This is a genomic window from Aquimarina sp. MMG016 (assembly GCF_018100805.1).
In the GTDB taxonomy this organism is placed as follows: Bacteria; Bacteroidota; Bacteroidia; order Flavobacteriales; family Flavobacteriaceae; genus Aquimarina.
Window position 1 is genome coordinate 1 of record NZ_JAGJEA010000003.1, and the last position, 13,919, is coordinate 13,919.

Annotated in this window: 16 protein-coding genes; 11 read left to right on the forward strand and 5 right to left on the reverse strand. The window is 35.0% G+C overall.

Annotated features, from left to right (window positions below):
- Positions 1-67: 67 nt before the first annotated feature.
- A complete protein-coding gene (locus J8M14_RS06180) occupies positions 68-364 on the reverse strand; it encodes a type II toxin-antitoxin system RelE/ParE family toxin (protein ID WP_211073729.1) in 297 nt (98 codons plus the stop codon).
- On the reverse strand, positions 357-605 hold the full coding sequence (locus J8M14_RS06185) for a type II toxin-antitoxin system ParD family antitoxin (RefSeq protein WP_211073730.1): 249 nt from the start codon (positions 603-605) through the stop codon (positions 357-359). The genes J8M14_RS06180 and J8M14_RS06185 overlap by 8 nt, the downstream gene beginning before the upstream one ends.
- A gap of 392 nt (positions 606-997) precedes the next feature.
- On the opposite strand from J8M14_RS06185, the gene ccoS reads away from it, so the two are divergent.
- The 7 genes from ccoS (at position 998) to J8M14_RS06220 (ending at position 7,414) form a co-directional block, all read left to right on the forward strand.
- A complete protein-coding gene (gene ccoS, locus J8M14_RS06190) occupies positions 998-1,192 on the forward strand; it encodes a cbb3-type cytochrome oxidase assembly protein CcoS (protein WP_211073731.1) in 195 nt (64 codons plus the stop codon).
- Between the two features lies 1 nt (position 1,193).
- The gene (gene ccoN / locus J8M14_RS06195; protein ID WP_211073732.1) at positions 1,194-3,389 is read left to right on the forward strand and encodes a cytochrome-c oxidase, cbb3-type subunit I; all 2,196 of its coding nucleotides are present in this window, start codon (positions 1,194-1,196) and stop codon (positions 3,387-3,389) included.
- Between the two features lie 5 nt (positions 3,390-3,394).
- Entirely contained in the window at positions 3,395-3,586 is a 192-nt protein-coding gene (locus J8M14_RS06200; RefSeq protein WP_211073733.1) for a CcoQ/FixQ family Cbb3-type cytochrome c oxidase assembly chaperone, read from the forward strand.
- Positions 3,583-4,539: a cbb3-type cytochrome c oxidase N-terminal domain-containing protein gene (locus J8M14_RS06205; protein ID WP_211073734.1), complete on the forward strand. Its 957-nt coding sequence runs from the start codon at positions 3,583-3,585 to the stop codon at positions 4,537-4,539. The genes J8M14_RS06200 and J8M14_RS06205 overlap by 4 nt, the downstream gene beginning before the upstream one ends.
- 192 nt (positions 4,540-4,731) lie before the next feature.
- Positions 4,732-6,156, forward strand: a complete 1,425-nt coding sequence (gene ccoG, locus J8M14_RS06210; RefSeq protein WP_211073735.1) for a cytochrome c oxidase accessory protein CcoG — start codon at positions 4,732-4,734, stop codon at positions 6,154-6,156.
- Between the two features lie 109 nt (positions 6,157-6,265).
- Positions 6,266-6,712 (forward strand): FixH family protein, encoded by a 447-nt coding sequence (locus tag J8M14_RS06215; RefSeq protein WP_211073736.1) that lies wholly within the window; start codon positions 6,266-6,268, stop codon positions 6,710-6,712.
- Positions 6,713-7,414 carry a sulfite exporter TauE/SafE family protein gene (locus tag J8M14_RS06220; RefSeq protein WP_211073737.1) on the forward strand — a complete coding sequence of 234 codons (702 nt, stop codon included), beginning with the start codon at positions 6,713-6,715 and terminating at the stop codon, positions 7,412-7,414.
- A gap of 71 nt (positions 7,415-7,485) precedes the next feature.
- Here J8M14_RS06220 and J8M14_RS06225 read toward each other — a convergent pair whose 3' ends face one another.
- From J8M14_RS06225 to J8M14_RS06235, 3 genes are all read right to left on the reverse strand, one after another.
- On the reverse strand, positions 7,486-8,100 hold the full coding sequence (locus J8M14_RS06225) for a DUF6799 domain-containing protein (protein WP_211073738.1): 615 nt from the start codon (positions 8,098-8,100) through the stop codon (positions 7,486-7,488).
- A 108-nt stretch (positions 8,101-8,208) separates the two neighbouring features.
- Complete coding sequence (locus J8M14_RS06230; protein WP_211073739.1) at positions 8,209-8,706, reverse strand: DUF2202 domain-containing protein; 498 nt, start codon at positions 8,704-8,706, stop codon at positions 8,209-8,211.
- Positions 8,707-8,830: 124 nt separating this feature from the next.
- A complete protein-coding gene (locus J8M14_RS06235; protein ID WP_211073740.1) occupies positions 8,831-10,093 on the reverse strand; it encodes an FAD/NAD(P)-binding oxidoreductase in 1,263 nt (420 codons plus the stop codon).
- Positions 10,094-10,356: 263 nt separating this feature from the next.
- Between J8M14_RS06235 and J8M14_RS06240 the strand changes: the two genes are divergently transcribed.
- The 4 genes from J8M14_RS06240 to J8M14_RS06255 are packed head-to-tail and all read left to right on the forward strand — an operon-like array spanning position 10,357 to position 13,885.
- A complete protein-coding gene (locus tag J8M14_RS06240; RefSeq protein WP_211073741.1) occupies positions 10,357-11,577 on the forward strand; it encodes a sulfite oxidase in 1,221 nt (406 codons plus the stop codon).
- Complete coding sequence (locus tag J8M14_RS06245) at positions 11,578-12,051, forward strand: monoheme cytochrome C (RefSeq protein ID WP_211073742.1); 474 nt, start codon at positions 11,578-11,580, stop codon at positions 12,049-12,051. It begins immediately after the preceding gene.
- A complete protein-coding gene (locus J8M14_RS06250; protein ID WP_211073743.1) occupies positions 12,035-13,006 on the forward strand; it encodes a sulfurtransferase in 972 nt (323 codons plus the stop codon). The genes J8M14_RS06245 and J8M14_RS06250 overlap by 17 nt, the downstream gene beginning before the upstream one ends.
- 3 nt (positions 13,007-13,009) lie before the next feature.
- Positions 13,010-13,885 carry a sterol desaturase family protein gene (locus tag J8M14_RS06255; protein WP_211073744.1) on the forward strand — a complete coding sequence of 292 codons (876 nt, stop codon included), beginning with the start codon at positions 13,010-13,012 and terminating at the stop codon, positions 13,883-13,885.
- The last annotated feature ends 34 nt before the right edge of the window (positions 13,886-13,919 follow it).

Consider the following 13,919-nt stretch of genomic DNA (forward strand, 5'->3'; position numbering starts at 1 on the left):
CGTATTTTTATGACCTAAGCTTGGGAAAAGGGCTTTACATAGGACAAATTGTTGAGTGTAGTTTTTATTAGATCATCCTGTTTTTCAAGTCCATTCGTTCGTGAAGTATTCTGATAACTTCAATTCTATCCATTGAAATTATTTGATAGAATATTATGTGTTTTCCTGATTTAAATCCTAGAAGATTTTTACTTATTCCGTCATATTCCTTTCCGACATTAGGATTTTTCCCAATTCCATTACAAGCAATTTTTATAGCAGCATAATATTTATCCGCTTGTTTTTCTGACCACTTTTCAAAAGTATAATCCCAAATGCTATTCAAGTCATCTATGGCTTCTTGTCTTAAGATAACTTTAGCCATTTTTTCTTTTTTCAGCTTTTAATCTTTTTAGATTTTCGTCAAAATCAAAATCTTCGATTAATGGACTATTAAGTCCTTCTTGTATTGCATTTCGTAAAGCAATCACTTTGCTTTCTTCATTCTCTAAAAGTCGAAGCCCTGCTCTGATAACTTCACTTACATTTTTATATCTTCCAGCCGAAACCTGACTTTGTACAAATTGGTCAAAATAATTACCTAGTGATATAGATGTATTTTTCATTATTTATGATTTTAAAGCCAAATATACCAAATTTTGGTAATTTTATCAAGTTACATCTTTAACACAAATTACACCCAACACTAAGTGTATGTTTTGTTTGGTGATAATCGTTTGCGTAGCGATAGCGAAGACAAACTATTTGCCAAATTAATGATACATATATTATCAATTGTACGCATTTATAAACGCTTGTAATTATTTGTTTTTATAAAGTAACATAAAATTCCCCATTCATGAAAACAGTAACAAGTATACCCCCTATCTAAAAATACATTTTAAACCTTTGATGATTTTAAGTACAGCGCTAAAATAAAATTAGGATACCAAAACCTGACATTTATCATTTTTTAAGAAAATGTTCACACATACTTTTGAAGCATAAAAAAAATTGTATGGGTGTTATCTATATCCTTTTAACCATTAGCATCGTCGTAGCCATTATCTTTTTTGTGGCTTTTATTCTTTCCGTTAAGAATGGTCAGTATGATGATGTCTATACACCATCTATCAGAATGCTCTTTGATGACGAACTGATAAAAGAACCCAAAGAAAAAACTTCAGTATCCACTAAAAACAATCAATCATAATATGGAAATGGAACAATTCTATTACGATAATAAAGTCGTAAAAAAATTCTTGTATGCTACAATGCTCTGGGGTATTGTGGGGATGTCTGTAGGTCTCCTATTGGCATTTATGTTTTTATTCCCCAACCTCACTGATGGGATCTCATGGTTAAGCTTTGGGCGTTTACGTCCTTTGCATACCAATGCGGTGATCTTTGCCTTTGTAGGTAATGCCATTTTTGCAGGGGTCTATTACTCCACACAGCGATTGCTAAAAACCAGAATGTTTAATGACACCCTAAGTAATATTAACTTCTGGGCTTGGCAATTAATCATTATAGGTGCTGCAATTACTTTACCACTGGGATATACGACATCCAAAGAATATGCAGAACTGGAGTGGCCCTTTGATATTGCCATAGCTGTAGTCTGGGTGGTTTTTGGGTGGAACCTGATTGGTACCATCCTAAAACGTAGACAACGCCATCTTTATGTAGCCATTTGGTTTTACCTGGCTACGGTGGTAACTGTTGCCGTATTGCATATTTTTAACAGTCTGGAATTACCTGTGAGTGCTTTAAAAAGTTACTCTGTATACGCGGGGGTACAGGATGCCTTGGTGCAATGGTGGTATGGACATAATGCAGTGGCATTCTTCCTGACTACTCCATTCTTAGGGTTGATGTATTATTTCGTTCCAAAAGCAGCAAACAGACCTGTATATTCCTATAGATTATCTATTGTACACTTTTGGTCATTAATATTTATTTATATCTGGGCAGGACCACACCATTTATTATATTCTTCATTACCAGACTGGGCACAAAACCTGGGAGTTGCTTTCTCCATTATGCTGATAGCGCCATCTTGGGGAGGTATGATCAACGGTCTATTGACATTACGTGGAGCTTGGGATAAGGTACGTACTGATCCAGTACTTAAATTTATGGTAGTAGCAATTACAGGATATGGTATGGCCACGTTTGAAGGACCTATGCTCTCCTTAAAAAATGTAAATGCGATTGCACATTTTAGTGATTGGGTAATTGCACACGTACATGTCGGTGCTTTAGCATGGAATGGTTTCTTCACTTTTGGGATGGCGTATTGGTTAATTCCAAAAATATTTAAAACCAAATTATGGTCTACAGGATTAGCAAATGCGCATTTCTGGATTGGTACGTTGGGTATCATTATGTATGCTTTACCCATGTACGTAGCAGGATTTGTACAGGCTTCTATGTGGAAACAATTTAATCCAGACGGAAGTTTAGTATATGGTAACTTCTTAGAAACCGTAAACGAAATTATCCCAATGTACTGGATGCGTGCCATTGGTGGTAGTATGTTCATCTTCGGGATGTTTATTATGTTGTACAATGTGATTAAAACAATTAAAGCAGGTAGTACGGTAACTGATGAATTGGCCGAAGCAGCTCCTTTAACCAAAGTAACTAAACACAGAACCGCTAAAGAAGGTTATCACACTTGGTTAGAAAGAAGACCAGTAAAACTAACCATATTCGCAACCATTGCTATATTGATTGGTGGAGCTGTACAGATTGTACCCACACTAATGGTGGATTCTAATATTCCTACCATTAGTAGTGTAAAACCATATACCCCATTAGAATTAGAAGGAAGAGATTTATATATCAGAGAGAGTTGTGTAAGCTGTCACTCACAAATGATTAGGCCTTTCCGTAGCGAAGTAGAGCGTTACGGAGAGTATTCTAAAGCCGGAGAGTTTGTATATGATCACCCCTTCTTATGGGGAAGTAAACGTACTGGGCCTGATTTACATCGTATAGGCGGAAAATATTCTGATAACTGGCACCTGAATCATTTCTATGACCCACAAAGTACCTCATCTGGTTCTATAATGCCAAGTTATAAATGGTTAATCAACAACAAACTTGACCGTTCTCAAACCGAAACCAAAATGGAAGCTATGGTGACTCTAGGAGTGCCTTATACTCCAGAAGAAATTGCCACAGCCCAGCAATGGATGGATGAGCAGGCAACACAGATAGAGAAAAACCTGTATAGCGATCCTGATTTTGCAAAAACCTATGAAGCAGATAAGAAGTATGCTAAAGAAAATGGTTTGGATTTCGTAGAAATGCGTAACCGAGAAGTTGTAGCTCTTATCGCTTACATACAACGATTAGGGACTGATATAAAAGTAAAAGAAGATATAGTTCAAACTAAAGATTAAGTACCATGCTAAAATTCGTAAAAGGACATATGGAAAGTATAGAAGGTATAGAGATATACCCTATGATTTCTTTACTCATATTTTTCATCTTCTTTGCTGCATTGTTCTGGTGGGTTTTTACTGCCAAAAAAGAACACATCAAAGAAGTAAGTAATATTCCATTAGAAACTGAAACTAATAACGACAATACATTATGAGAACCACAGCATCATATATAAGAGTAATCGTTTTTTTAATCATTGCATATATACTTATTGAAAATACAGTTGACAGTGGAGAAACTTCAGCTTTTATAGCTGAGCCACTTACCTGGTTAGCAATGGGTATGATTATGTTATTTGCTATTGCCATAGAGATTAGTTTTGCTGCATTCAAAAATATACTATTCCAATCCCTAAAGCCTGAAGCACAAGAACGTTATCTTTTAGCTGAAAAAGCAAGAAAAGAAAAACAATTTGCTTGGTTTTGGAATATATACCTCAAACTTCTGGATAGTAAACCGGTAGAGGAAGAAGAGGAAATCATATTGGATCACAATTATGATGGTATCAAAGAGTTGGATAATAATTTACCCCCGTGGTGGGTATATGGTTTCTATGTGACCATCCTATTTGGAGTAATTTATATGATTCGATTCCATGTATTTAATGATTATACTCAGACAGAAGAATATGAAACCGAAGTTGCACAGGCATTAATCGATATCGAAGAATACAAAAGAACTGCCAAAGATTTGGTGGATGTTAATACTGTAACTCTATTAACCGATGCATCCGATCTTAGCGCAGGAAAAGCTGTATTTACCACCAATTGTGTTGCTTGTCATAAAGCAGATGGTGGCGGAGGTATTGGCCCTAATCTTACTGATGAATATTGGATTCTAGGTGGGGGCATCAAAAATGTATTCAGAACCATTTCTGAGGGAGGTCGTGACGGAAAAGGAATGGTAGCCTGGAAACAAACGCTAAAACCGGCAGAAATGGCACAAGTAGCAAGCTATGTAATCTCACTTGGAGGAACCACGCCAGCTGAGCCCAAAGCTCCGGATGGTGAAATTTGGGTAGATCCCGATGCTCCAAAAGAAGAAGTGCCAACAAAAGAAATACAAGAAACTGTATCAGATTCTACTGCTGTAGCGGTGAATGAATGAATGAAAAACAATGCCCTCTTTTTGAAATATCATAATAATACATATTAAAAAACTAAACACACCCCTAAATCTCGCCTCAAAGGGGAGACTTAAAAAATTCCTTCTTAGGAGGGATAATATTTCAATAAAGCTTTGCTTTAATAAAAAAACTTGGGCGTGTTACAAGTGAATAATACAAATTAATAATAAGAATTGGAAGCACCGGAAAACGAAAAGTTCAGAGATTCTATCGCTACTATAAACGAAGAAGGCAAACGTGCGTGGATATTTCCTAAAAAACCCAGTGGCACCTTTTATGAATATCGTAAATGGGTGAGTTATGGATTACTCATATTTCTATTTGCTGCTCCCTTTATAAAGATCAACGGAAACCAATTCTTATTATTTAATGTATTAGAACGACGCTTTAATATATTCGGAGCTCCATTCTGGCCACAAGATTTCCACTTATTCGTAATTTCTATGATCATCGGAGTGATTTTTGTGACACTCTTTACCGTTGCCTTTGGACGATTGTTTTGCGGTTGGATATGTCCACAAACCATTTTTATGGAAATGGTATTCCGGAGAATTGAATATTGGATCGAAGGAGATCGCGGGAAACAGATCCGATTAGCCAAACAGCCCTGGAATGGTGAAAAAATTAGGAAAAAGGCATTGAAGTGGACAATATTCTTCATTATTTCTTTCTTGATTGCTAATATATTTCTAGCATATCTAATCGGAAGTGATAATTTAATTCAATATATATTTATTGATGGCCCATTAAAACATATGAGCACTTTAGTTTCCTTACTTATTTTTACTACGGTTTTCTATTTTGTATTTGCCTGGTTTAGAGAGCAAGTATGCGTTATTGCCTGTCCATATGGACGTCTGCAAGGTGTACTTCTGGATTCGAAATCTATTGTGGTTGCCTACGATTATAAACGTGGAGAAAAAGAAGCTGGTAGAGCAAAATTCAAGAAAAATGAAGATCGACCAGCTACGGGAAAAGGCGATTGTATTGATTGCTTTCAATGCGTGCACGTATGTCCTACTGGAATTGACATTCGTAATGGCACACAACTGGAATGTGTGAATTGTACAGCTTGTATTGATGCTTGTGATCATATGATGGAAAGTGTGAACTTGCCTAAGGGGTTGATACGATATGCCAGTGAAGATAATATAGCGAAGAAAGCAAAATTTAAGTTTACACCAAGATTAAAAGGATATACGGCAGTACTGATAATTCTTACAGGTATATTTCTGGGTATGTCCTTCTTAAGAAATGATGTGGAAGCTAATGTGCTAAGACTACCAGGACAATTGTATGAACGAAAGGATAATAACATCATTAGTAATGTATACACCTATAAATTAGTAAATAAAACTATTGAGGATATCAAAGATGTGCATTTTGAATTACTATCACATAAAGGAACAATTAAATTGGTCACTCATAAAAATTTTACTGTTCCAAAACAAGGCTTGGCAGAAGGAACACTATTCATAGAAGTAAATGCTTCTGCTCTAAGTGGGGATAAAGATAAAGTGAGAATCGGAGTGTATAGTGGAGATAAATTGATTGAAACCACAAAGGCTGCTTTTCTGGGACCGAGAAGCTATCGATAGTGTGTGAGTGTTTTAGAGGTGAGTGTTTTAGAAAAGAAAAACTCTAAGATGAGTTATAAAACACTCACCTCTCAAATACTCCCTTACTCAATAACTTAAAATATAAAAAATGAAACTAAATTGGGGAACCGCCATAGTACTAGCATTTATAGGATTTATTTCGTTTATCCTGTATTTCGTGATAAAAATGAATACCAATAAACAGTACGAACATGATCTGGTAACAGAAGATTATTATAAACAAGAGTTAGCTTTTCAAAAAGAGATTGATGCAGAAAAAAATGCAAAGACCCTGAACGCTAATATTACGATCAAAAAAATTAATGAGGGATTACTTGTTACTTTTCCAGAAGATAAAGAGTATACAAAAATCTCCGGAACTATAGCCTTATATCGTCCTTCTAATAAGAAGCTAGATTTCGAAATTCCTATAGCGCTTAACGGCTACCAAACTGTAATTCCGGCTAAACACCTGATCGAAGGTCGCTGGAAAATTACCATAGATTGGAAATATAATGATACATCGTATATGTTTAAAAAATCTTTTACCTATTAGATGTTAAGCTCTGCACTCATATTAGGCTTATTAGGAAGCTTCCATTGTATTGGGATGTGCGGTCCTATTGCTTTTATGTTACCCGTAGACCGTTCCAATACTATTAAAAAATTCCTGCAAATCTTTCTATACCATTTTGGTCGATTACTAGCTTACAGCATCATAGGACTATTCTTTGGGTTCATTGGTAAAAGCCTTAACATTTTTGGAATGCAACAATGGCTATCTATAAGCATTGGTATTTTGATGATTATTTTAGTTTTAATTCCATCTAAACTTTTAATGAAATACAATGTTTCAAAACCTGTGTATCGCATTATTTCAAAACTCAAAAATGCATTAGGTAGAGAACTTAAAAAGAAAACACCAGATACTTTTCTTACTATAGGTTTCTTAAACGGTTTTTTACCATGTGGATTAGTGTACATGGCTGTTTTTGGTACAATAGCTATGGGTACTTTATTCCAAGGAAGCTTGTATATGCTTTTATTTGGATTAGGAACGATCCCGTTAATGACGGTAACAGTTTATCTAGGAAACATTTTAAAAGGGAAAGTAAGACAACGTATCCAAAAAGCCATTCCTGTTTTTGTCGTTATCATTGGTTTGTTATTTATAGTACGCGGGTTAGGACTTGGTATCCCATATCTGTCACCAAAACCTGTGACAGAAATTGTTTCGGCTAATTTTGAATGCCACTAATAAGAAAAGCCTTTCTTTCAAAAAGCTTTAAATTGAGCTTCAATAATTAAGATTATACCTACATTGTATTTTTATTGAACAGCTGCATTAGTCTTTTTGATTTTTTTAGCCATAAGTTTTCGTTGATCATAACTATTATCAAACTTTACTCCTCCCATATTAAGGCATTCACCATCTCTTAATCGAACACGTTCTTGTCCTGGCTCTTGATATGTACCATAAGGGTCCAATACAATTCCGTTTCCGATAGTAATATCTTTACGTAAACGTTTCTGAGAGACATCGGTAATCTGATAGACCTTGCTACCAATTTTTATAAAATGGTACTTCTTTTCATATCTACTGTCCAATTGTGTGCCGGTAAGATCCTTGTTTTCTTTTTTTACTTTATACCTGTATTGATATTCGTTTCGGTATTTAATCCCATACATATCCATACATTCTCCATCTTTTAGTCGAGATTGGCCTCCATCCATGGCTTGAAAACTGCCATCAGAGTTAAGAACTGTGCAGTCCTCTAATATGACACTTTCTTCCAGAACTAAATGATCCCGATCAATAACTTGTAGCATATCACCATCTACATACATAAGAATAGTTTCTTCAAGGTTTGGTTCTTGGTTTTGAGCGGTTAGGCTTATTGTTCCCAGGGTTAATAATCCAAAAAATAATATTAGTTTTCTCATGATTTTAAGGTTTATATTTACTGCAATGTATTACCTAAATGGGCAAAAAATAATGACATTAATCATTAATTTTAACAAATCTTAAAAGCAGCAAATAACATAATAAAACTAGTATCTTGACAACTGTCTATTAAAAGCTCTTAAGTGATTTTTAGAAGCACGAAGTAAATTAGAATATACTTGTTTGGTATACTCATCTTGAGTATTATTAATCGCTTTTTGTATATCAGTGATATCAGTTTCTTCGATAAGCACCCCTACATTCAAGGCATCCTTAACTGAATTTGAACCTAATTCAGTCAAATAATTATATAATTTTTGTACTTCAGGGTTATAGAATTTTCCTTTTTCATTATAAACGTTGTATGATACTTGATTTTGTATTAATAACTCTTCTATTGCTTTGAAGTGTCGTTCTTCGCTTTGCTTAATATTATCAAAAATCTTCAACCTCCATTTTTCACCTAAGAACATATAAACATCCAATGCCAGTTTTTCTTCTTCCAGCATATATTTCATATCCTGAATAGCCTTGCTATCCATATTTTCTTGATTATAACCGATAATTCCGGTTAAGAATAATAAAAGTACAATTATAGTTTTCATCGCCTTATAATTTAATTTGATTAGGATAATTTTCTAAATCATGAAACTAGTTATTGGCTATATATTATACTATGATGTTTATCAGGTTGATCAATATTTTATCTTAAAAAATAGACTCTACGACCTAAACTTTTTTTCCTTTCAACATTTTGTTCCAATATAGATACGGAAGCATGTACTTTTTAAGAATCCATAACCTCCAGTGCTCTTTAGAACTATCAAAAATTAGCATCTGTTTAAGCTTTGGATCCGGTGTGAAATTATTTTCATAATCAAACTCTCCTAATACCATTTTTCCATAAGCTGTAACCAATGGACAAGATGAGTATCCGTTATAAGAAAAGTTATTGGCTTCTCTATTATGAATAAGCCTCATAATATTATCCACAACTACGGGAACCTGTTTTCTAATTGCTGCTCCTGTTTTGGCAGTTGGCAAAGCTGTTACATCTCCTAATCCAAAAATATTATTATATTTTTTATGCTGTAATGAATGATGATCAACATCTAGCCAACCAGCCTCATTAACCAGCATGGAATCCTTCACAAACTTTGGGGCGGTTTGTGGTGGAGCCAGATGCAACATATCAAAAGGTATTTCGATAATAGTATCCCCGCTCATACTTTCTCCAAGAGTATTATCTTCAGTAATAATACATTGATTTTCTTCAGGGGTAGTATTCCGGAAATAGATAATCTTCTTATCGGGATCAATCTTAAACGGTGCATAAAAAGGTTTAAAGTGTATCCCATATCTGTGAATCACTTTCATTAAGGTCTCCCTTATTGGTTTTACTCCAAAGATTACGGATCCTGGTGTAGCAAAAACTACATTGGTTTTATCCTTCAAACCTTTCTTTCTGAAATAATCTGCAGCCAAGTACGCTGTTTTTTGGGGAGCCCCTCCACATTTAATTGGTGTAGTGGGTTGAGTGAATACAGCGTTCCCTCCTTTGAAATTTTTCATAACTTCCCAGGTATGTTCAGGGTCAATATAATTACTACAAACAATTCCTTTATCTAATGATTCCTGGAGTCCCTCTATTAGCGAATTATCCATAACTAATCCGGGTGAAACTACTAAATAATCGTAAGTAATATCTCCATTGATTTTTGTAGCAACAGAATTATTCTCTGGGTCAAAACCAGTGGCAAAATCCTTAATCCAGGATACTCCACTTGGCATTACATCGGCCATGGGCCGTGCTGTCTTTTTAAAATCATAAGTGCCGGCCCCTACCAATGTCCAAGCCGGTTGATAATAATGGGTATGAGAAGGTTCAATAATTGCTATATCTAAGTTTTTGTCTTTTTTGAGAAATTGAGCTGCTGTCATGATTCCTCCTGTTCCTCCACCTATTATCAATATTTGATAATGTGTTTTCATTTATTTTGAGTTTTTCTTTATTATGCTTAAAAATACACTCTTGAGTACACTGTTACAGTAACATAGGTTACAAAAGACCTAAAACATCTGGAAATAAATATTTTACAATCTATTAAGTAAGTAAATCATATCTTGTAATAGTTATTAGATAAGCTTCATCAATAATAAAGATATAGACAGGTAAAAATGGAATTGTAACAAATGTTACAGAACGTAAAACAATAAAATTCTAATTTTAAAGATCAATACACACTCATTTGTAAATGAAACGACGAAATTTTGTTAAGAAAACTGTACTGGCATCTATGGCAACAATCATAGGTGCTGATATTGTTTTTGGATCCAAAATGCTTAAAGGGTATCAGCCTATAGTACTTCAGGATCAAGACCCGTTTAAGATGTTCAATAAAGATCGGGGGATGGAGGTTCTCAATGATAAACCATGGAATATTGAAGCAAAAGCTCATTTGTTGGATGATAAAATAACCCCTAATAAATACATGTTCATTCGAAATAATGGTCTCATTCCTAAAGATATTGATGTTAAGAACTGGACATTAACTATTGATGGAGAGTCTGTAAAACAAAAGAAAACATATTCTTTGGCTGATCTAAAATCAAAATTTTCAGAATACACATACCAACTTACTTTAGAGTGTGGAGGTAATGGTCGCAGCGAATTTGATCCTCCTGCAAAGGGAAATCAATGGACAGTTGGGGCTGTTTCTTGTGCCGAATGGACCGGCATTAGATTACGCGACGTTCTTGAAGATGCTGGCATCAAGAATAATGCTGTTTATATAGGATATCATGCTGCTGATACTCATCTTAGTGGCGACCAAAAAAAAGAACCAATCTCACGAGGTGCTCCGATGGTAAAAGCATTGCAAGATGAAACATTGTTGGCCTTTAAAATGAATGGAGAAGACATCCCATTAGCGCATGGTTACCCTCTTCGATTGGTAGCTGGAGGATGGCCTGCATCAGTTTCAGGAAAATGGGTGAATAGGATTAGTGTGCGTAATAAAGTACACGATGGTACTAAAATGACAGGAACGGCATACAGAGTTCCCTGCGAACCTGTAGCTCCGGGAGAGAAAGTAAAAGATGAAGATATGTGTATCATAGAATCGATGCCTGTAAAATCCCTCATCACATATCCAAAATCGGGTGCTATGATTAATCAAGGAAAACAATTAAAAATAAGAGGTCATGCCTGGGCTGGTGAACTGGAAGTTACTAAAATGGAATACTCTATTGACTTTGGTGCTACCTGGAAAGAATGTCCTGTGGAGAAACCGGCAAACCGATTAGCTTGGCAACATTTTTCTGCAACCATAGATTTTCCTGAAAAGGGATATTATGAAGTATGGGCACGCGCTACAGATTCAAATGGTACAAGTCAACCTATGCTTCTGCCTGGATGGAATCCAAAAGGGTATTTAAATAATGCCTGTCATCGCATTGCCGTAAAAGTGAAGTAAATGGATCAGCAAACTCAATTCAGACAACAGGTAAAAACCATTTATCGACTTCTGCTGGTAATATTTACCATGGTCGGATTGATTACTGCTGCCGGAATTTATCTTATTACAGATCCAACATTATCTGCGTTTGAGAGTTCAACCATTGAATCGCCAGATGTAGCCTTAGAGGAGGATGAAGATAAAATAGAAAACGGAATACATCTAAGAACTGGGCTTATTGATGCAGAAGGTTTAATGACAGTGGTGAATAATTGTACCAACTGTCATTCGGCGAAACTCGTTACTCAAAACAGGATGAATGAAGAACGATGGATTGCCACAATACGATGGATGCAAGAAACCCAAAATTTATGGGATCTGGGGGGTAATGAAAAAATCATAGTAAATTATCTGGTTGCCAATTACCCTCCAAAGAAAAAAGGAAGACGAGAAATATTAACAGATATAGAATGGTATGATTTACAGGATTAGCTTAATTACTATTTTAGGGTTATTGCTTTTCTCCTGTTCAAAAACTAAGGAAAAAGTAGAAAAAGAAGCTGCTCCTGTAACCAAAGCTGAAATAAAAACATATTTCAGTACTGAACATATCATCGAAGCTGAAGAGTTATTATCAATTTCAAAACAAAAACATATAAAAATAATAGACTTCAGAAAATCTAAAATTTATAACAAAGCTCATATCAATGGCGCTCTAAATATCTGGCGAACAGATATTGAAAACAACTCATATCCTTATAAAGGTATGATGGCTAAAAAAGAACAGATTGAGACCTTATTTAGCAAATTGGGAATTAAAAATGAAGATACACTAATTGTCTACGATGATCGAGGAGCTTGCGACGCAGCTCGTTTGTGGTGGGTCCTAAAAAACTACAATTTTGAATCTGTAAAATTATTAAATGGAGGGTTAAAAGCTTGGCAAAAAGTAGGTGGCACCACTACTGCTGAAACTGTTTCTATAGATCCTTCAGAATTTACTTTGCCAGCAAATAGTTCTTTTGACCTATGGATTGGCAAGGATGAAATTATGGAAACTCTGAATTCGAATGGAAATGATATCATTCTGGATACCAGAAATATAGATGAATTTAGTGGCAAAAGACAAAAAAACGGAGCTTCTAAAGGAGGTAGGATCCCTAAAAGTATTCTAATTGATTGGTCTGAAGCCATCGACTATAATGAAACTCATAAATTTAAATCCTACGATGAACTAGAAAACACCTATAATCATATGAAAGCATCAAAAAATGACCCTATTATTACCTATTGTCATAGTGGTGTTCGATCTGCCCACACTACCTTTGTATTAACCGAATTACTAGGCTATAAAAATGTAAAAAACTATGATGGTTCATGGGTAGAATGGAGTTATTTTAAAGAATTACCTTCTGAAAAAGATAGTATAACAACAATAAAAAAATAAATTATGGAAAAATATATAAGTGCGTTTGGTGATGCTTTTATGAACAGCGTACAATGGACCTGGAAATCCGTGCTTTTCGAAGTTCCTTGGTACACAAACTACTTTTGGGGGCTTACTGCCATCTCTTTATTAGTTTGGGGATTGGAAATGGTTTTCCCATGGAGAAAAAATCAATCCATTTTCAGAAAAGATTTTTGGTTGGATGGGTTCTATATGTACTTTAACTTTTTTCTTTTTGCTATTGCTATAAGTGGATTTTATAAGTTACTAGGTCTAATCTTTGGAGATTTGGGAGTGTCTGCAACTACCTTTACCATAATGGACATTTCTGGTTGGCCCATGGGGGTACAATTGGTTATATTTTTTATTATTCTAGATTTTGTGCAATGGTTCACCCACATCTTATTACATAAATACTCCTTCCTTTGGAGGTTTCATAAGATTCATCACTCTGTTAAGGAAATGGGGTTTGCTGCCCATCTTAGATATCATTGGATGGAAAACATTTTTTACAAACCATTAAAAACCTTGGGAGTCATGATTTTAGGAGGTTTTGAGCCCGAACAAGCATACATAGTACATTTCTTTGCCATTGCTATTGGGCATCTCAATCATGCAAATATTAAAATCACCTGGGGACCTTTGAAATATATCTTCAACAATCCCGTGATGCACTTATACCATCATTCATATGTATTGCCAAAAGGGTCTTATGGAGTAAATTTTGGAATTAGCTTAAGTCTATGGGATTATATTTTTAAAACCAATTATATCCCCGAAGATAGTGGGACCATAGAAATTGGTTTTCCGGGGGATGAAAAAATCCCTAAAAACTTCTTTAATCAGATTGTTTATGGTTTTAGAAAACTACAAAAATAATAAGGAAGCGATTCGTCAGATAGCAAATCACTTC

Coding starts and splice junctions, on each gene's coding strand:
- J8M14_RS06180 (WP_211073729.1), bottom strand. CDS start 364: ATGGCTAAAGTTATCTTAAGACAAGAAGCCATAGATGACTTGAATAGC.
- J8M14_RS06185 (WP_211073730.1), bottom strand. CDS start 605: ATGAAAAATACATCTATATCACTAGGTAATTATTTTGACCAATTTGTA.
- ccoS (WP_211073731.1), top strand. CDS start 998: ATGGGTGTTATCTATATCCTTTTAACCATTAGCATCGTCGTAGCCATT.
- ccoN (WP_211073732.1), top strand. CDS start 1,194: ATGGAAATGGAACAATTCTATTACGATAATAAAGTCGTAAAAAAATTC.
- J8M14_RS06200 (WP_211073733.1), top strand. CDS start 3,395: ATGCTAAAATTCGTAAAAGGACATATGGAAAGTATAGAAGGTATAGAG.
- J8M14_RS06205 (WP_211073734.1), top strand. CDS start 3,583: ATGAGAACCACAGCATCATATATAAGAGTAATCGTTTTTTTAATCATT.
- J8M14_RS06215 (WP_211073736.1), top strand. CDS start 6,266: ATGAAACTAAATTGGGGAACCGCCATAGTACTAGCATTTATAGGATTT.
- J8M14_RS06220 (WP_211073737.1), top strand. CDS start 6,713: ATGTTAAGCTCTGCACTCATATTAGGCTTATTAGGAAGCTTCCATTGT.
- J8M14_RS06225 (WP_211073738.1), bottom strand. CDS start 8,100: ATGAGAAAACTAATATTATTTTTTGGATTATTAACCCTGGGAACAATA.
- J8M14_RS06230 (WP_211073739.1), bottom strand. CDS start 8,706: ATGAAAACTATAATTGTACTTTTATTATTCTTAACCGGAATTATCGGT.
- J8M14_RS06235 (WP_211073740.1), bottom strand. CDS start 10,093: ATGAAAACACATTATCAAATATTGATAATAGGTGGAGGAACAGGAGGA.
- J8M14_RS06240 (WP_211073741.1), top strand. CDS start 10,357: ATGAAACGACGAAATTTTGTTAAGAAAACTGTACTGGCATCTATGGCA.
- J8M14_RS06245 (WP_211073742.1), top strand. CDS start 11,578: ATGGATCAGCAAACTCAATTCAGACAACAGGTAAAAACCATTTATCGA.
- J8M14_RS06250 (WP_211073743.1), top strand. CDS start 12,035: ATGATTTACAGGATTAGCTTAATTACTATTTTAGGGTTATTGCTTTTC.
- J8M14_RS06255 (WP_211073744.1), top strand. CDS start 13,010: ATGGAAAAATATATAAGTGCGTTTGGTGATGCTTTTATGAACAGCGTA.